General features: G+C 71.1%; 12 protein-coding genes. 8 read left to right on the forward strand and 4 right to left on the reverse strand.

What is annotated here, in order from left to right; genetic code table 11:
• The first annotated feature begins 60 nt into the window (after positions 1 to 60).
• Positions 61 to 1,455 carry an MFS transporter gene (locus tag IF99_RS0114725; protein WP_030996924.1) on the forward strand — a complete coding sequence of 465 codons (1,395 nt, stop codon included), beginning with the start codon at positions 61 to 63 and terminating at the stop codon, positions 1,453 to 1,455.
• The gene (locus IF99_RS0114730) at positions 1,452 to 2,552 is read left to right on the forward strand and encodes an L-idonate 5-dehydrogenase (RefSeq protein WP_234340706.1); all 1,101 of its coding nucleotides are present in this window, start codon (positions 1,452 to 1,454) and stop codon (positions 2,550 to 2,552) included. Before IF99_RS0114725 ends, IF99_RS0114730 begins: the two co-directional genes overlap by 4 nt.
• A gap of 195 nt (positions 2,553 to 2,747) precedes the next feature.
• On the opposite strand, the gene IF99_RS0114735 is transcribed toward IF99_RS0114730, so the two are convergent.
• Both IF99_RS0114735 and IF99_RS0114740 read right to left on the reverse strand, forming a co-directional pair.
• Positions 2,748 to 4,145: a dicarboxylate/amino acid:cation symporter gene (locus IF99_RS0114735; protein WP_030996926.1), complete on the reverse strand. Its 1,398-nt coding sequence runs from the start codon at positions 4,143 to 4,145 to the stop codon at positions 2,748 to 2,750.
• A complete protein-coding gene (locus tag IF99_RS0114740; protein WP_030996927.1) occupies positions 4,142 to 5,260 on the reverse strand; it encodes a PrpF domain-containing protein in 1,119 nt (372 codons plus the stop codon). The genes IF99_RS0114735 and IF99_RS0114740 overlap by 4 nt, the downstream gene beginning before the upstream one ends.
• Before the next feature lie 145 nt (positions 5,261 to 5,405).
• On the opposite strand from IF99_RS0114740, the gene IF99_RS0114745 reads away from it, so the two are divergent.
• Positions 5,406 to 6,311 (forward strand): LysR family transcriptional regulator, encoded by a 906-nt coding sequence (locus tag IF99_RS0114745; RefSeq protein ID WP_030996928.1) that lies wholly within the window; start codon positions 5,406 to 5,408, stop codon positions 6,309 to 6,311.
• Positions 6,312 to 6,717: 406 nt separating this feature from the next.
• A complete protein-coding gene (locus IF99_RS0114750) occupies positions 6,718 to 8,607 on the forward strand; it encodes an ATP-binding cassette domain-containing protein (RefSeq protein WP_030996929.1) in 1,890 nt (629 codons plus the stop codon).
• A 527-nt stretch (positions 8,608 to 9,134) separates the two neighbouring features.
• On the opposite strand, the gene IF99_RS0114755 is transcribed toward IF99_RS0114750, so the two are convergent.
• Positions 9,135 to 9,803 carry a TetR/AcrR family transcriptional regulator gene (locus IF99_RS0114755; RefSeq protein ID WP_030996930.1) on the reverse strand — a complete coding sequence of 223 codons (669 nt, stop codon included), beginning with the start codon at positions 9,801 to 9,803 and terminating at the stop codon, positions 9,135 to 9,137.
• 65 nt (positions 9,804 to 9,868) lie between these two features.
• Between IF99_RS0114755 and IF99_RS0114760 the strand changes: the two genes are divergently transcribed.
• Together IF99_RS0114760 and IF99_RS0114765 are read left to right on the forward strand one after the other, a co-directional pair.
• The gene (locus IF99_RS0114760) at positions 9,869 to 11,398 is read left to right on the forward strand and encodes a monooxygenase (protein ID WP_030996931.1); all 1,530 of its coding nucleotides are present in this window, start codon (positions 9,869 to 9,871) and stop codon (positions 11,396 to 11,398) included.
• A gap of 2 nt (positions 11,399 to 11,400) precedes the next feature.
• Positions 11,401 to 11,916, forward strand: coding sequence for a RidA family protein (locus tag IF99_RS0114765; RefSeq protein WP_078655098.1), 516 nt, complete (start codon positions 11,401 to 11,403; stop codon positions 11,914 to 11,916).
• Between the two features lie 129 nt (positions 11,917 to 12,045).
• Here IF99_RS0114765 and IF99_RS0114770 read toward each other — a convergent pair whose 3' ends face one another.
• A complete protein-coding gene (locus tag IF99_RS0114770; RefSeq protein WP_234340707.1) occupies positions 12,046 to 13,245 on the reverse strand; it encodes a macrolide family glycosyltransferase in 1,200 nt (399 codons plus the stop codon).
• Between the two features lie 118 nt (positions 13,246 to 13,363).
• Here IF99_RS0114770 and IF99_RS0114775 point away from each other — a divergent pair, with 118 nt between their 5' ends.
• A complete protein-coding gene (locus IF99_RS0114775) occupies positions 13,364 to 14,143 on the forward strand; it encodes an FkbM family methyltransferase (protein WP_030996934.1) in 780 nt (259 codons plus the stop codon).
• A 1,054-nt stretch (positions 14,144 to 15,197) separates the two neighbouring features.
• Positions 15,198 to 17,723, forward strand: coding sequence for an ATP-binding protein (locus tag IF99_RS0114780; RefSeq protein WP_158716598.1), 2,526 nt, complete (start codon positions 15,198 to 15,200; stop codon positions 17,721 to 17,723).
• Positions 17,724 to 17,941 lie beyond the last annotated feature (218 nt).

Here is a 17,941-nt window from a genome sequence, read left to right on the forward strand (position 1 = left end):
TCCCGCCCCCATGCACCCCCCTGCACCCACCCGTTCCGTCCCCGAACAACGGAGTTCACGATGAAGGACAGCGCCGTCGCCGCGGAGCAAACGCGTCCCGCGAAGCGCACCACGGGCGATCTGGCCAGAGCCGCCGTCTCGGGCTGGCTGGGCACGGCCATGGAATTCATGGACTTCCAGCTCTACTCGCTGGCCGCCGCCATCGTCTTCAACAAGCTCTTCTTCCCCGACGTGAGCCCCGCGATCGGGCTGATCGCCGCGATGGCCACCTACGGCGTCGGCTATGTCGCCCGGCTCGGCGGCGCGGTGTACTTCGGGCGCATGGGCGACAGGCTCGGCCGCAAGAAGGTCCTCTACATCACCGTGCTCCTGATGGGCGCCTCGACCACCCTGATCGGCGTCCTGCCCACCTACGGCACGATCGGCATCATGGCACCGATCCTGCTGGTCGCGCTGCGGCTGGCCCAGGGGTTCGGCGCGGGCGCCGAGATCGCCGGCGCGACGGTGCTCCTCGCCGAGTACGCGCCCGCCAAGCGCCGGGGCCTGATCTCTTCGCTGGTGTCGCTCGGCACCAACTCCGGAACCCTCGCCGCCTCCGGCTTGTGGGCCGTCCTGCTCGCCGTGCTCAGCGAGGACCAACTCCTGTCCTGGGGCTGGCGGCTGCCGTTCCTGCTCAGCTTCGCCATGATGCTGTTCGCCGTCTGGCTGCGTCGCGGCCTGAAGGAGAGCCCCGTCTTCGAGGAACGCGCCGACGTCGTGGACGGTGTGGCGCTGGACCGCGAGGAGGTGGAGTCGGTCATCACCGACTCCGCTGAGCAGCAGGGCAGCGTACTGGCAGCCGGCGTGCGGCAGCGCAAGGGCAAGGCGTTCTTCCTCGCCCTGGCGCTCCGCTTCGGCCAGGCCGGCAACTCCGGACTGATCCAGACCTTCCTCGTCGGCTACATCGCCACCAATCTCGCGGTCGACCGGTCCGTACCCACGGACGCGATCGTGTACGGCTCGCTCGTGGGATTCGCCACCGTGCCGTTCATCGGCCTGCTCGGCGACCGCGTCGGCCGCCGCGTGCTCTACCTGGTCGTCTCGGCGCTGACCATGGTCCTCGCCTTCCCGGTGATGCTGCTGATCACCTCCGGCACCACGCCGGGCGTGATGATCGGCATGGTGCTCGGCCTCAACGTCGGCGTGCTCGGGCTGTTCTCGCTGGAGAGCGTGACGATGGCCGAACTCTTCGGCGCCCGCACCCGGTTCACCCAGCTCGCCCTCGCCAAGGAGATCGGCGGCATCCTCGCCACCGCGATAGGCCCCGTCCTCGCCGCCACCCTCACGGCCGTCACCGGGAGCTGGTGGCCCATCGCCGCCATGCTCATCGTCTACTCACTGATCACGTTCGTCGGCGCGTACCTGGCGCCCGAAACCCGCGGACGCGACCTGGTCCGCCTGGAGGACGCCGTATGACCACCGCCGCCGAGGAACACGGAGCCACAGCCGCCGGCAAGCGCACCATGCGTGCCCTGGTGGTGCACGGCCCCGGCGACGTCCGCGTGGACGAACGGCCGCTGCCGGTACCCGGACCCGGCGAGGTCCTGCTGGCCCTGGAGTGGGGCGGCATCTGCGGATCCGACATCGCCTACTGGAGGCACGGCGCGTCCGGTACGGCCGCGCTGAGCCATCCGCTGGTCCTCGGACACGAGGTGGCGGGCCACATCGCCGCGCTCGGCCCCGGCGTCACCGGGCTCGCCGAAGGCCAGCCGGCGACCGTCCACCCGGCCCGGCCGGTCGGCGACGGCGTGCTGCCCCAACGGATCGCGGGCCGCACCAACCTCTACCCCCACGTCCGCTACTTCGGCTCGGCAGCCTTCACCCCCCACACCGACGGCGGGTTCAGCGAATACCGCACGGTCGACGCCGACCAGGTACGGCCGCTGCCGGACGGGGTGGACACCGAGCGGGGCGCGCTGGCGGAGCCGCTGGCCGTGGCCCTGCACGCCGTCGGCCGAGCCCCTTCCCTGCACGGCCGGACCGTCCTGGTCAACGGTGCCGGACCGATCGGCTCCCTGGTGGTGGCCGCCGCCAAACACCGCGGCGCGGGCACCGTGATCGCCGCCGACCTGTCGGCGGACGCGCTCGCCGTCGCCCGGGCGATGGGAGCCGACGAGACCCGCGACCTCGCGCGCGGCGAGACGCTGCCGGAGGACGTAGAGGTGGTCTTCGAGGCGTCGGGCGCCCCGGCGGCGCTCGGTGCGGTACTGCGGGCCACCGCCCGCGGCGGCACCCTCGTCCAGGTCGGCAACCTGCCCGGCAGCGCGGTCACCGCCGTCCTCGGCGACCTGGTCACCCGCGAGATCACCTGGACGGGGTCGTACCGCTTCGTGGAGGAGATCGACGACGCGCTGCTCGCCCTGCGCGACGGCGTGGACGTCACACCGCTGATCACCCACCGCTTCCCACTGGACCGGGCGGCCGAGGCCCTGTCGGTCGCCGCCGACCCGGCCGCCGGGAGCAGCAAAGTGCTGCTGCGGCTGTCCGGCAGGGGGGATTCGGCTCCCGCCTGAGGGCTGCCCCGTAATCCCTGGTGGGAGCGCCGTGAGCTGGTCGGCACCGCAGGTGCCACTGCGCCCGAGCCCCACCGGGCGTAGCGGAGGGTCAGACGTTCCTGATCAGCCCGGGCGTCGAGTACGACGTCCTGTGGAGACGTGGGTGGGGCCGGCCCGGAAGATCTGCTCCGGGCCGGCCCCACCCACGCGCTCTCAGTTTGCTGCGGGGACGGGGGCGTGGGTCGGTGCGGGTGTCTCCTTCGGATCGGGCTCGGCTGTCACCGCGGAGGGAGCGGGGGTGGGAGCGTAGGAGATCTCTCCGCGCAGGACGGCCCTGGCCCGATCCTCGTCCAGCTCACCCTCCCACCGGGCGACGGCCAGGGTGGCGACGCCGTTGCCGACCAGGCTGGTGAGGGCGCGGGCTTCGGACATGAACCGGTCGATGCCGAAGATCAGCGCGAGGGCGGCGACCGGGACGTGCGGTACGGCGCTGAGCGTGGCGGCCAGGGCGATGAAGCCGGAGCCGGTGACGCCCGCGGCGCCCTTCGAGGTGAGCAGCATGACGGCGAGCATGGTCAGCTGCTGGGTGAGGCTGAGGTCGATGCCGAGGGCCTGGGCGAGGAAGACCGAACTCATGGTCAGGTAGATGGCGGTGCCGTCGAGGTTGAAGGAGTACCCGGCGGGCAGCGTGATGCCGACAACCGGTTTCGAGGCGCCCGCGTGCTGGAGCTTGGCCATCATGCGCGGCAGGACCGATTCGGTGGAGGACGTGCCGAGGACGATCAGCAGCTCTTCCTTGATGTAGCGCAGAAAGGGCAGCAGCCGCAGGCCGTTCAGACGCATCACGCCCCCGAGGACCACCAGGACGAAGAGCAGCGCGGTCAGCCAGAACGAGCCGACCAGCAGGGCGAGATGGCGCAGAGTGCCCAGGCCGTAGTTGCCGATGGTGAAGGCCATCGACCCGAACGCGCCGATCGGGGCAAGCCGCATGATCCACCGGATGAGCGTGAACAGCACCGTGGAGAACTTCTCGATGCCCCGGGCGATGCCCAGGCCGGCCTCTCCACTGGCGTGCAGCCCGAAGCCGAACAGCACCGACACCAGCAGTACCGGCAGGATCTCGTTGCCGGTCAGGGCGCCGACCAGGGTGGCCGGGATGATGGCGAGGACGAACTCGGCGAAGCCTTCGTGGGCCCCGGTCGCCTCCGGCGGCAGGCCCTTGGCGGACAGGGTCGAGACATCGACGTGCAGCCCGCTGCCCGGCTTGACGACGTTGACGACGACCAGGCCGATCACCATGGCGACCGTGGTCAGCACCTCGAAGTAGACCAGAGCTTTCAGGCCCACGCGGCCGACCGCCCGGGCGTCGCCCATGGAGGCGATGCCGTGGACGACCGTACAGAAGATGACCGGCGCGATGAACATCTTCACCAACGCGATGAAGCCATCGCCGAGCGGCTTCAGGTCAGCGCCCACGGAGGGCCACAGCCAGCCCACTGCGGCGCCGAGGAGAACGCCGATCAGGCACTGGATGTAGAGGTGGGACAGCATACGGCGGATGCGGCCAGGTGGTGCGGTGACGGTACCCGGGGCGGCGTCGTTGCGGCTCATGCGGGGCGTCCTTCCAGGACGGGAACGAGGAGTTCGGCTCGGGCGATACGCCGGGCGGCGCGGTGCAGGAGCACCGTGGGGGACGCGCCACCCGCGGCGGGGACGGCTCGGGTGGTGATCACGCCGGCGGGAGTGCCCAGGCGCAACGTGCCGTCGGCGGTCTGCCGGGCCACGCGGTGGGCGAGGGTGCCGGGGGTGGCGGCGGCCGTGGCCAGGGCCACGGCGGAGGTCAGGCCGATCGCCGGGTGCGGCGCGTGCATGGAGACCATGCGTACGGCCAGGTCATACTCGTCCTGGTTGACGAGGGTGCCCTGTGTGGTGCGATAGGGAGCAGGCCGGGCGACGATGCCCACCTTCGGCACCGCGTGGCTGACCGGATCGCCCTCATGGGCCAGGCCCATGGCCAGTGCTGCCTGGCGGCGCAGCAAGGTCAGCACGGGCACTGCGGCGGCGAACGCGGTGAGAGATTCCGTGCCGTCAAGGCCGAACGCTTTGGCCTCGAACAGCGCGGCCGGCGCGCCCGCATCCACCAGGGACGCCTCGACGTGACCGTCCGGACCGGTCAGCTCGTCCAGCGCCCGGCCGGTCGGCAGCGCGCGGCCGGTCGTCGAGCCCGCAGGGTCCTGAAACCCCAGCAGGACCGGCACACCCGGCGCCGAGGTACCCGGCACCACGGCCGTGCCCTCCTCCGGGGCCACGCCCGCGGGGGTGGGGATGGCGCCGGTGAGGCGGGCCCCGGTGTTGACGTTGAGCATGCGGACGGTGGTGGTCTCCGAGGTGATCGGCACGAGGTCGTGGTGGACGGCGTAGAGGGCCACGGCGGTGGCGCAGTTGCCACAGTTGCTGGCCCACTCCACGCGCTCGTCGCCGATGCCGACCTGGGCGAAGGCGTACTCGACGTCCACCCCGGGTCGGCTCGACGCCTGGACGACGGCGGCCTTGGAGGTGGTGGAGGAGGCGCCGCCCACGCCGTCGATCTGGCGGGGGTCGGCGGCGTTGAAGGCGGCGAGCAGGAGGGCGTCGACATCCACGCCGGTGGCGGCCACGTCCCGGTGGTCGAAGATCCAGCACTTGCTGGTTCCTCCGCGGATCATCTCGCCCTGCAGACGCAGCACAACCGACTCCTCACAGACAGGGAAGGGAAGCCCACCGGCGGTCTCGCCGTGCGTGGTGTCCTCCACGGTGGGTTACAGCAGCGTGAAGTACAATCTCGGAAATCTGCATGGCCCTTAAGATCAAGTGAACGCTGGAGGTGGTGGCATGCTCGACGCGCGGCGCATCCTGCTGTTCACGGAGGTCGCCCGGCACGGCTCGGTGACCGCGACAGCCCGCGCCCTCAACTACACACCGTCAGCGGTGTCGCAGCAGATCAGCCGCCTGGAAACGGATGCAGGACAGCCCCTCCTGGAACGGCACGCCCGGGGCGTCACCCTCACCGACGCCGGACGGGCGCTGGCCGAACGAGGACACCGGATCGAACGCGAACTGCGGGCCGCGGAAAACGAACTCGCCGACTACGCGGGACTGCGCGCGGGCACACTGCGCATCGGCACCTTCCCCACCGTTGGCGCCTCGCTCCTCCCGCAGGCCGTGATCGCCTTCCGGGACGCCCACCCCGACGTACGGCTGACCGTACGCAGCGCCCGTATCGCCGGACTCTGGACCATGCTGGAGAACCGGGAGATCGAAATGTCGCTGATGTGGGACTACGACTGGAGCCGAATCGACCGGGAGGACACCGTCGTCACCCCGCTCCTCGACGACCCGCCGGCCCTTCTCGTCAGCGACCACCATCCCCTCGCCGGCCGTGACGCCGCCTCACTCGCCGACTTCGCGGACGACCCCTGGATCACCCGCGCCGACCATCACCCGGTGGCCGAGGCCCTCGTCCGAGGGTGCCGTGCCGTCGGCTTCGAGCCCCACATCGCCTACGAGGCCCACGACTACCAGGAAGCCCAGGCCATGGTCGCCGCCGGCATCGGCGTCGCCCTCGCCCCCACCCTGGCCCTGGAGGGCACCCGCCCCGGCGTCAACGTCCTGCCCCTCCAGCCACCGGCCCCCATCCGCCGCATCCTCCTGGTCCGCATGGCCGACCACTCCCCCACCCCCGCCGCCCTGACCTTCGCCGAACTCCTTCGCAATGCCGCTGCGGCCCGAACCCTCTGATACCGAACCACGCCCACCGGTCATGGACCCGCCGCCCTCACCGCCGCCAATCCAGACCCTCCACGTCGGTGGTGGAAACTGTTGTCTTGCCGATCTCGAGAGATGCGCGTCGAACGGAAGTCCCCGATGGGTGGTCGTGGCGCACGGGGAGGCTCGCACTCTCCAAGCCGGGCGCGAGCCGGGGGGCCAGCGCGCCTATCCCGCATCTGCGCATAGCCTCCTCGGCGATTCGGCCAACCACCCGCCTTCGCGCTCCTGTTGCGGGAGCTGGGTCGGTGCACCCTCCACGCGCCGCCGCCCGCTCTATTCCGGGCTTTCAGGGCCGACCGAAACACATGTGTTCGATATCCCCGTTGCGTCGTTGAGCCTCATGACCACGCTGGACGAACGTCAAGGGGGACCCACGTTGACCTCGGCCGATACGAACGAACAGCAGGCCACCGCGCCTCCCCCGCCACCGCCGGCGGAGATCACCTACAGCGGGCAGTACTCCGTCAACCCGCTTGCGGAGGTCTCCTTCCGGAGAATGTGCGGGCAGATCCCCGCCGTGCTGAGCCGGATCGCCCGGCTGTCATGGCGGACCGACCGGCGTGCCGTGCAACTGCTGCTGGGCTCCCAAGTGGTCACCGGCGTGTCGGCCGCCGTGCTGCTGACGGCCACCGCCCGGGCCATGAAGCCCCTTCTCGGCGACGGGTCGGCCGGCGACCGGCTGCACGGAGCCGTGCCCGCGCTGGTGGTGGTCGCGCTCGCGGCCGCCCTGGGCCGTGGCGCGGCGGCGGTGGCCACGTACGCGGAGCGGCGGATCACTCCGCGGCTGACCACGGAGACGGACAGCGCACTGGTCGAGGCGGTGTGCCGGGTGGAAGCGTCCGCGTACGCGGAGGAGGGGTTCTCCGACCGGCACGAGGCGGCCGAGATGGGGGTGATCCGCACTCAGGTGATGGTCACTGATGCCCAGCGGTTCCTTTCCGCCTTGATCCGGATGGTCACCGCCGCCGGAGTGCTGTCGGTGCTGAACCCGCTGATGCTGCCACTGCTCCTGCTCGCCGTGCTGCCGGCCGGAGCGGGAGCGGTCCTGACAGCTCGGGTCGACTACGAGATCCACTACGCCAATATCGCTGACCGCAACGTGCGCGGCATGATGCGCTGGTGGGCGACCACGTCGAAGTACGGGGACGAGGTCCGCGCCAACTCGATGACCGACTACCTCGTCTACTGGTACCGGGCCCTGTCCGACCGGTGCGACCGGCGCACCCTGGCCGCTGCCCCGCGGACCCTGCGCATCGCCCTGCTCTCCGCGCTCACCGGCGGGGTGTTCTTGATGGCGGCCTGGGGAACGCTGGCGTGGCTGGCCATCTCGGGCCGGATCGAACTGGCCGTCGCGGCCACGGCCGTCATCGCCGTACAGACCACGCTCGCCGCACTCTCCCAGGTCGTCATCAACGGCGCCGCGGTCTTCCACACCAGCCTCTACCTGAGCGACATGCAGGCCTTCCTCGACGACACCGCCGCCCGCTCCCCCCGGCGCGGCTCGGGCGGGCCCGGCGACCGCGTCGAGCAGATCCGGCTCGAGGAGGCCGTCTACCAGTACCCGGGCAAGGACAAGCCCGCAGTCGACGGCGTCTCCCTCACGCTGGAGCGCGGCCAGATCCTCGCGATCGTCGGAGCGAACGGCTCGGGCAAGTCCACGCTCACCCGTCTGCTCACCGGCATCTACGTGGCCGACAAGGGCAAGGTCCTCTGGAACGGCGCCGACCTGGCCGAGGTGGACCCGGCAAGCGTGTGGGCGCAGACCGGTCTGGTACCGCAGATCTTCGCCCAGTGGCCGATGCCGCTCCGTGAGAACGTCACTCTTGGCCAGCCCCGCACCTACGACGACGCTCCGGTCTGGGAGGCGATCGACGCGGTCGGCCTGCGCGAAGCCGTCGACGACCTCCCCGCGGGCCTGGACACCCTGCTGTCCCGTGAGGTCTTCGGCGGCTCGGAGCTGTCCGGCGGACAGTGGCAGCGCATCGCGTGCTCCCGGGCCCTGTACCGCCGCCCGGGTCTGCTGGTCCTGGACGAGCCGACCTCCCAGATGGACCCGCGTGGTGAGCACCAGATCTTCGAGCAGATCAAGGCCATCGCCGCCGACCGCATCACCATCGTGGTCACCCACCGCTTGGAGAACACCAGGATCGCCGACCACATCATCGTGATGGAACACGGCCGGATCACCGAACAGGGCCGGTACGACGACCTCGTGCACGCCGGCGGGACCTTCGCCGAACTCCTTCGCCTCTCACAAGACCGCTGACCACACGCGCTCCAGGAGCAGACTGGGCCCCGTCCCCGAGCCCCGCCGACCGCCGCAGCCACCAGGCACCCGCCGCGCACCCGAACGCGAGGTACGCGGTATGAGGAAGGCGAAACCCCCGCCCGCGGCGGTGCGGCGTCGCTGGGCAGAGGAGCGCCGCGGACCCGTCACGGACGTCCGCGACGCCTCTCACTACGGGGAACGCTCCCGCGTGGGAACTGGAAGGGGGCGGGGCCGCTGGTACGTGAAAGTCTCGCCCTCGCCCTCGCCCTCGGTGGTGTTCTTCACCTGCGAGGCCCGGGCCTACCGCCACGTCATTCCCGCCGTTGGTCGGGGCCGCGCACCGCAGCGCCGGGCACCCCGGCGCCGGCATTCACACTGACCGACGGCGAGTGGCGCGGGCCGTGCATCGGCAGGCCCACGTCCTGTGCGCCCGCCTTCATCGCCCTCGGCGCGCGGGTCACCGCCGTGGACGCCTCCCAGCACGAACGCGCCTGCGGAGACCGCCGGGGGAACGGCCACCGGGCTCACCGGCGGACGGCACGCAGTCCGTCCAGGAGCAGCCGCAGCCCGAACTCGAAGTGTGCCGTGAAGTCCGTACTGGTGAGCACCGGCAGGGTGGCGGCGAGGTGCGGATACCTCCCCGCCTCCACCACCGCCTCGTGCAGGACCTCCGCGTTGGCGGGCCCCCCGTCCTCGGTCCGGAGGGCGGCTTGTTCCTCCAGGGTGTGGCCGACGGTGAAGTGGGACACCGCGTAGAGCGCCCGCGCCGCTTCACCATCGCTGAAGCCCGCCGCACGCAGCACCCCGATGAGGCCGTCGGCGAAGCCCAGGGTGTTGGGGCCGGTCGAGTGCGTACCGGCGTAGACGCGGGCGCCGTCGCGATGGGCGAGCAGGGCCGTGCGTAGTGCGCGGGCCAGGCGCGCCGTTGCCTCGCTCCAGTCGCCGTCTTCGGCCGGGCCGGTGGCGTCGGCGACACCGCCGAGCATGTGCTCGGCCATGGCGGTGAGCAGGTCCTGTTTGGTCGCGAAGTAGCGGTACAGCGCACCAGCCTGGACACCCATCGCATCGGCGAGCCTGCGCATGGTCAGCGCGTCGAGCCCGGACTCGTTCAGCAGGTCGAGGGCGGTTTGGACAGTGCGGGCCTGGTTGAGGCGGGCAGGCCGCCCCCTGGCCGGGCTTGACGGTGCGCTCATGGACCCCACTATATTGAACACCGTTCACGTGAACAGCGTTCACTAAATAGAGGAGGCCATCTCCGATGAAAACTGACGTGATCGTCGTAGGCGCCGGGCCGACCGGGCTGATGCTCGCCTGCGAGCTGGCACTGGCGGGCGTACGGACCCGGGTCCTGGAGCGCCGCACCGAACCGCAGCGCCATTCGCGTGCGCTGAGCCTGCACCCGCGCAGCGTGGAACTGATGGACCAGCGGGGGCTGCTCGACCGTTTCCTCCCGCTCGGCCGGACCGTGCCGGGCTGGCACTTCGCGGGGTTGCCCACCCAGCTGGACTTCCGTCCCCTCGACTCCCGGCACCGCTACACCCTCTTCCTGGCCCAGGCGCGCACCGAGGCGATCCTCGAAGAGCGGGCACACGAGCTGGGGGTGGAGATCAGCCGGGGCCACGAGATCCTCGGCGTGAGCCAGCACGGCGACGGGGTCGAGGTGGAGACCCGCGTCCCCGGCGGCGGCACCGAGACCGTACGTGCCCTGTACGCGGTCGGGTGCGACGGCGGGCGCAGCCTCGTACGGCGGTCCGCGGGGATCGGTTTCCCCGGCACGGACGAGACCCTGACCGGCATACTCGGGGACTTCGCGGTCGTCGACCCGCGGCCCGGCGCGCTCGACGCGGCACGGGCCCGTGGCGTGATCATCGCGCCGCTGGAGGGCGGGCTCACCCGCTTCGTCTGCCTGGATCCGGAGCGGATGCGGGTCCCGTCCCGGGAGCCCGTGACCCTGGAGGAGTTCCGTACCTCGCTCATCCGGATCACCGGTTCCGACTGCGGGGTCGCCGAGCCCGACTGGCTGTCGCGTTTCGGCAATGCCACGCGGCTCGCGGAGAGCTACCGCTCGGGGCGGGTCCTGCTGGCGGGCGACGCCGCCCACATCCACTTCCCCGCGGCAGGCCAGGGGCTCAACACCGGGCTCCAGGACGCCATGAACCTGGGGTGGAAACTGGCCGGCTCGGTGCACGGCTGGGCCCCGCCCGGGCTGCTGGACAGTTACGACGCGGAGCGCCGGCCGGTCGGCCGGTCGGTGACCGAGAACACCGAGGTCCAGACGCTGCTGGCGGAGCTGACGCTGATGTCGGGGTACCGGCGCCCGGCCGCGGCCCTGCGGTCGCTCCTCGACCAGCTGCTGGGCATCGCGGAGGTCAACCGCCGGCTCGCCGATCAGGTCTCCGCGCTCGGCACCCACTACCCACCGGCGGACCTGGGCGCCCACCCTCTGGTGGGGCGGCGTATGCCTGATGTGGGACTGACCGCCGCCGGTTCGGCGGCGACACGGGTGTACGAACTCCTCGCCCGGGGCCGCTTCGTTCTGCTCGCTCTGGCGGAGGACCCCTCCCCCTCCCTGCGGGAGGCCGTCGCCACGGACCGGGCGTCCAGGGTCACGGCCGTATCCGTCGACAAGTACGACGAGCACGCCGACCTCGACGGGGTCACCGAGGTGCTCGTACGCCCCGACGGCCACGTCGCGTGGGCCACCCGTGCCGCCGACCACGCCACGCGCCGCAACGAACGTCTCCAGGCGCTGACCGCCTGGGCGGGTACGCCCTCCTCAAGGAGCTGATCATGTCGGTGACCCGCGTCAGTCCGCGGTCCGTGCACAACCCGTCCGACCAGATCTCGCCGGTCGTCACCGTCGACGGAAGGCGGCTCGCGCATCTCTCCGGACAGGTCTCCTGGGATGAGCGGGGACGGCCCGTGGGGCTCGGCGACCACGGGGCCCAGGCGGCACAGATCGCCCGCAACCTCGACGCCGCGCTCGCCGCAGTCGGCGCCACCCGTGACGACATCATTGACGAGACCATCTACGTCGTCGACTGCGCCCCGGAGCTGCTGCCCGCGATCTTCGGGCCGCTGCGGGCCGGTGTCGGGCAAGCACCCGCGAGCACGCTGGTGGGCGTGTCCGCGCTCTGCGCACCGGCGTTCCTCCTGGAGGTAAAGGTGGTCGCCGCGCTCCCCGGGCAGGGGAGCCAGGACCGGACCGTACCGGCCGACGCCGGCACCGAGGCGGGCGAGCCCGCCAGGGCACACGAGACCGGCGGGACCCAGGATCCCGGAACGGCACTCACCCGCCGGGCCTGAGAGAACCCGTCCGCCGCGCGACTGGAACGGGGACCCTACGCGCAGCACGCGGGCGGCGAAGACGCCCACGCGGTCCCGGCCACAGCTCTCCCCCTCTCCCCCGTTCGCCGATCCCGCGCGCCTCGATCCTTACGAGGGGCGCGCCAGTTCGGCTTCCACAAGATCCGCCGCCCGCTGGGACCCGTCCGTCGCTGCCCGCTTCTGCTGGTCGGCGCAGCGGGCGGCGACGGACGGGTCGTCGGCGAGGCGCTGGACGGCGGTGCGCAGCGCCGTGGGGCTAGCGTCGTCCGTGTCGAGACGTTCGGCGACGCCGAGGTCGACCAGCATGGCGGCATTGTCGAACTGGTCGCCGGCCTGCGGTACGCAGAGCATCGGGGTGCCGGTGGCCAGCCCCTCCTGAGCACCGCCGGCACCGGCGTGGGTGACGAAGACATGGGCCTCCCGCAACACCCCGAGTTGCGGGACCCAGTGGCTGACTTCGACGTTGGCCGGCAGGGGACCGAGGTCCTCCGCGGTCACCTGCCTCCCCACCTGCAGCACGAGGTACCAGTCGGGCAGAGCGGCGAAGGCCCTGGCGCAGGCCCGGTAGAAGGCGGGTCGTTTCGTGAAGTTGGAGCCGAGTGAGACCAACGCGATGCGCCTGCCCACCGCTTCGTCGGGGCGCCTCCAGGTGTCGTGCTCCGCCCGGTCGCCCTGGCAGGGCCCGACGAAGCTGTAACGGCGGGTGTCCACACGGTCGGCGTGCGGCTGGAGAGCGGGATGGATCAGGACGAGCGCGCGCGGTGGGCGGCTCATGAAGGTGTCGGGGTCGACGCCTTCGAGACCGTTCGCGTCGAGCCAGGAACGCCACCGCGCGTAGTAGTCGCGTCCGCGCTCGGAGGACTTCAGTTCCCGGGCCAGCGCCGCGCCGACCTCGTCCTCGTACCCCTCCCACGGCACCAGCTGCGGGCAGAGCTGTACGTAGGGGATGGACCTGCGGTGCGCCAGGACCTGTGCCGCCCAGCCGGAGAAGTCGCTGAGCACGAGGTCCGGAGCGTCCTGATGGAGCGTCTCGAGCTGCGGGAGGGCCTGGATGGCGTCGCGGAGGAACAACTCGGCGACGTCGAGCCGGGTTTCGCCCCACTTCGCGGGGTCGTCCCCGGCCGCCGGCAGCGTCGACCTCCAGATGCGCGGCTCGGCGCCGGTGGAGCGCACTCTCTCGACGAAGTCCCCCTCGTCGGGAATGGCGTAGCTCACTCGATGGCCTCGGTGGACCAGCTCCCGCACGATTCCCAGGCTCGGATTCACATGCCCGTGGTGGGCGATGCTGACCATGGCGACGTGGCTCATGCTCCGGACGGTACTGGCGACGAGGTGTGCCGACAACAAGGGTTACACCAAAGGCGATTTGACGCACGAAGTGGGGTAGGTGCTACGGACGCCGTGAACCACGACCCAGGGAGCAGCAATGGCCGACATTCGCCCCGTCCAGGTCGCCGAAGGGGTTCAAGTCTTCGCGCCCTACGCGGAAGGTGCGCTCTTCTCCGAGATGCACTTCATCTACAACGAGGTGTTCGTTGAACGCGACTACCTCCAGCACGGCATTCACCTTCCCGGATCCGCGCGCGTCGTGGATGTCGGGGCGAACGTGGGCATGTTCTCGCTCTTCGTCGTCGAGGAATGCCCGGATGCGCGCGTCCTGGCGCTCGAGCCCATCCCCGACATCCACCAGGCGCTCCTGCGGAACCTCAGCGGGTGCGGATCGGCTGATGTGAGCGTGGTGAGGGCAGCACTGGGCCGGCGCCGAGAGGAGCGGGTTTCGTTCACCTACTTCCCGGCCTTGCCCGGAAACTCCACACGGCATCCGGAGGAGAAGGAGCTCAACAAGAGGTTGGTCGAGGAGCAGTTCGGCCCGGAAGCGGTGGAACGTGTCCTGGGCGCCGTCGAGGTGGAGGCGGACGTGCTCCGCTTGTCCGACGTGCTGCGCGAGTGGGAGCCCGAGGGGCCCATCGACCTGCTCAAGATCGACGTCGAGGGTTCGGAACTGGAGGTCCTGGAAGGCCTCGACGACTCGGACTGGCGACGGATCCGGCAGTGCGTGATCGAAGTACAGGACCTCGACGGTCGACTGGAAACCATCGTCAGCATGCTCGGCGCCCGAGGTTTCACGGTCGTGACCGAGCGCGCGGGCAACATCCCGGACGTGTTGCGTCATTGGATGGTCTACGCCGTGGACGAGAAGGGGTGAGTCCGTCGCCGTAGCCAGTCCGGTCAGAAGCCGCTTGCGGCGACCAGGGGTCGTCCAGGGGTGCGAGATCACCGACGAGTCTCGGCCCCGAGTCGGGCCAGCGGGCCCCCACCAGCGAGGTCAGGCAGCGGTAAGGGGTGAGGGGCTCCGCACGCGTCCACGCCGAGTCCGCGCTACCGCGCATCGCACTGGGGCGTGACGCCAACGGCCCTCACGTGTCCGGGACTTCGGGACTCCTAGGCGCCCAGCGGGCGTCGAACGCCGGACAGCCCAGTCCGGCATCTCACTCATCTGAGGACAACAGCCGACCGGTCACATTTGGGAAAAACCCTAGAATCATTCCGCGTTTGACAGAGAAACGGAGACATTCCGGCTCGCTCGGTACGGGGAAACGGGCTCTCTCGGCATCCTCGTCGGCGCCCCAACGCCCCGAGCAGCGCGTGAACGGATTTCAGAACGGGCACGAACCGGGCAGCGCAGAAGGGCAAACGGACGCCGCCACCTCGGCCGTCCATCCCCAGGATTTTGGGCATAAGCACAGCATTGCTTGACCCCAGCGCGCACCATTCCTAGGCTTCGAAGGTAACCAATCGGAGCGAAGCGACTACCCCACGCATTGGCGTTCGTTCCCATTCCCCCCGGCGGTGTGCAGTGGAGAAGAACGGTATCCGCTGGTGATCACCCGCCCCACATATGCCTCGCATCCTCACCGCAGCGCGCGCAGCTCCGGCTCGATCAGGGTGACCTGACCCGGCCGCACGCGCCAACCCACGGATCGCAGCCGTCTCGGACGGCACTCCGTCCATCCACCTTCACGACCGTCCGTTCACCTTCGCGACCGACCGGTCGCGCCCGAACCGTACGCCCGCGCACTGGACGCCCTCCCCTGATCCCCGGGCAGGTGCCCTCCCCCCTCCCCCGTGCCGTCCCGGCGCCCTGCCGCACACCATCCGTGCTTCAAAAGCGAGTTGCGCCCTGTCTGACCAGAGGCGGCTCCGTCCTGCGAAGCACCGCACCCCCCTGCGGCCGCCGACCCTCATGAAAGGCGTGTGCCATGTCCACCCCCACGACTGTCACGTGCGACACCTGCGAAACCCCCCTGCCGCCCACCAAGCAGACCCGTACCTCGCAGGCCCGCGCCCGCTACTGCTCCAACGCCTGCCGTCAACGCTCCTACCGGCTGCGGCAGAGGTCAGGTGCCATGGACACCGGGCTGAACGGCGAACTCCTGACCCAGCTCAGCAGCTTCGTCGGCCGCACCGACGAACTGGTGGAGCTGATCCGGCTGTTGCACGAGGTGCGGCTGCTGACGCTGACCGGGCCCGCCGGGGTGGGTAAGTCGCGGCTGGCCCTGGAGGTCGCCGGCCAGGAGGCACGCCGCCGCCGGAGCGAGGTCTCCGTGGTGAGGCTGGGAGCGGTCACCGACGCCGACGAGGCGCGCCGACGGATACTCAACGCCCTCGGCGACGAACCGGACGGGGGAACCGCGGCAGCCTCGGCACCGGACCGGCTGCTCGTCCTGGACGACTGCGACCACGTGCTGTACGCCTGCGGAACCGTACTGACGGAGTTGCTTCCCGGGCGACCGAGGCTGAGTGTCCTGGCCACGAGCAGGGAGCCGCTGCGACTTCCCGGCGAGGCGGTGTTCTCGGTGCACGGTCTGGCGCTCGGCGCACCCGAAGCCGTCACCTCGTTCACCGACAATCTGCGTTCGGACGCGGTCTCCCTCTTCATGGACCGCGCCCGCGCGGTCGCCCCGGACTTTCGGCTCAGCCGGGAGAACGCCGACGACGTGGCCGAGATCTGCGCGCGACTCGACGGGCTGCCGCTGCCCATCGAGATGGCCGCCCGGCTGGTCCGGGTCTTCCCTCCGGCCGAACTCCGCTCCAGGCTGCACGACCGGCTGGCGCTCCTGACGAACGGCTGGCGACTCGCCGAGGAACGTCATCAGAGTCTGCGCGCCGCGCTGGAGTGGGGGTACACACTGCTGCGGCCCGCGGAACAGGTTCTGCTGCGCAGGCTGTCGATCCTGCCGGGCGGTTTCGGCCTTGAGGCGGCCACGGCGGTCACCGCTGACCTGCCGGGGACAGCGGCCGCGCTGCCGGAACTTTTCATCGCCCTTGAGGCGAAGTCCGTCATCGTCCCGCATACGGGCACGAGCGGGGGGGAGCCCCGATTCCACATGCTGGAGTCCCTCCAGTGTTTCGGGCGGGAACTGCTTGTCGCCGAGGGTGAGGAGGCAGCGACGTACGAGCGGCTGACGAGCTGGCTGACAACGATGTCCCTTCCTCTGCGGAGCGAGGCCGTGGTGCCGTTCGCCACGCTGGAGCGGCTGGCCGGGGAGCGCGTCAATCTGCTGCACGCCGTACGACGCCTCGGCGAGGGCTCCGACGAGCGCCAACTGCTGCTGACCGGTGCGCTGGCCGCGGTGGAGGGGGCACGGGGACGGAACGCCGAGGTGGCCGGGCTCGTGGAGCATGCCCTGGAGGTGGCTACGCCGGACTCCGCGTACCGCAGCGTGGCGCTGGAGGCGACGGCCCTTGCCGCTCAGGGCTCCGAGCCCGACGCGGCGGCGCGGCGGCTCGACGCGGCCGTGCGGGAGGAACGACGGCGTGGCCCCTCGTCCTTGCTGGGGCGGTTGCTGTTCGTGCGAGGGACTCTGCGCCAGGCTCTGGACCAGCGCCGGGCGTCGGTCGACGACCTGGAGGAGTCCCTGGTGATCGGGTTGCGGTCCCGGCACGACACCCTCGTGGCGTTGAGCCGGGGCGCTCTCGCCCGGCACCGCCTGGAGGACGGCGACCCGTCCACCGCCGAACGCGAACTCGGACTGGCCTTCACCGTGCTGCGCGACGGGGTGGCCCCGCAGTTACTGAGCGCCCTCTTGTCCACCGCCGGGTCACTGGCCCTGGAGAAGGGCGACCTGAAGCGGGCGGAGGAGCACTTCACCGAGGCGCTGCGCTGCCGCGCGCATCACCATCGTGACGCGGCCCGAGCGCTGGAGGGACTGACGATCGTCGCCATCCGCGGACACCGGTTCGAGCGGGCCCTGCGGCTCCTGGGCGTGGCGGAGCGCGTACGCGAGGGGGCGTGCCCGGAGAGCGGCTGGTGGCGGTGGCAAGTCGGGCAGGCGCGTGAGACCGCGCTGCGGGCGGTGCCGGTGGGCCGGGCCGAGTCCTGGCTGAAGGCCGGCCGGGCGATGCCGTGGCGGCAGGCGCTGTGCCTGGCGCTCGGAAAGGACTCGGCCGAACCGCAGGACGAGGCGGCTTCCCATCCCCTGAGCAGGCGGGAGCGGGACGTGGCCGCGCTCGTCGTGGAGGGGCTGACCAACCGCCAGATCGCGGCGCGCATCCACGTGTCCGTGCGCACGGTGGAGACGCACATCCGGCACATCCGCACCACGCTGGGGTTGCGGTCCCGGGCCCACATCGCGGCGTGGGCCGCACAGCGGCGGACGGACGTCTCCGAGGCGTCCGTGCCGACAGCGACGGTGGCGCTGCGGCGGCTGCTCGATCCCCGGCAGGTGCTGCGAGGGCCGTCCGTCGGTGGCGGGTCTGTCACGCCCCAGTTGAGGGGCGCTTAGAGATCACCGGCCCTCCCCGAGGTCGTCCGCAGGGCAGCCTCACGGCGTCCGGGGGAGGGACTGATACCCCGACCACCGTGCCGCCGCTCGTACGAAGGTGAGCGGCGGCACGGTGGTCTGTGCGAAGGCGCGGCGCGTCCCCGGGTCCGGCGGCCCGTGGCCAGAGGGTCGGTGCGGTCTTCGCAGGCCGCGCCGCCGACCGGTCCCTCGACGGTGCG

It is taken from the genome of Streptomyces sp. NRRL F-5630, assembly GCF_000719475.1.
In the GTDB taxonomy this organism is placed as follows: Bacteria; Actinomycetota; Actinomycetes; order Streptomycetales; family Streptomycetaceae; genus Streptomyces.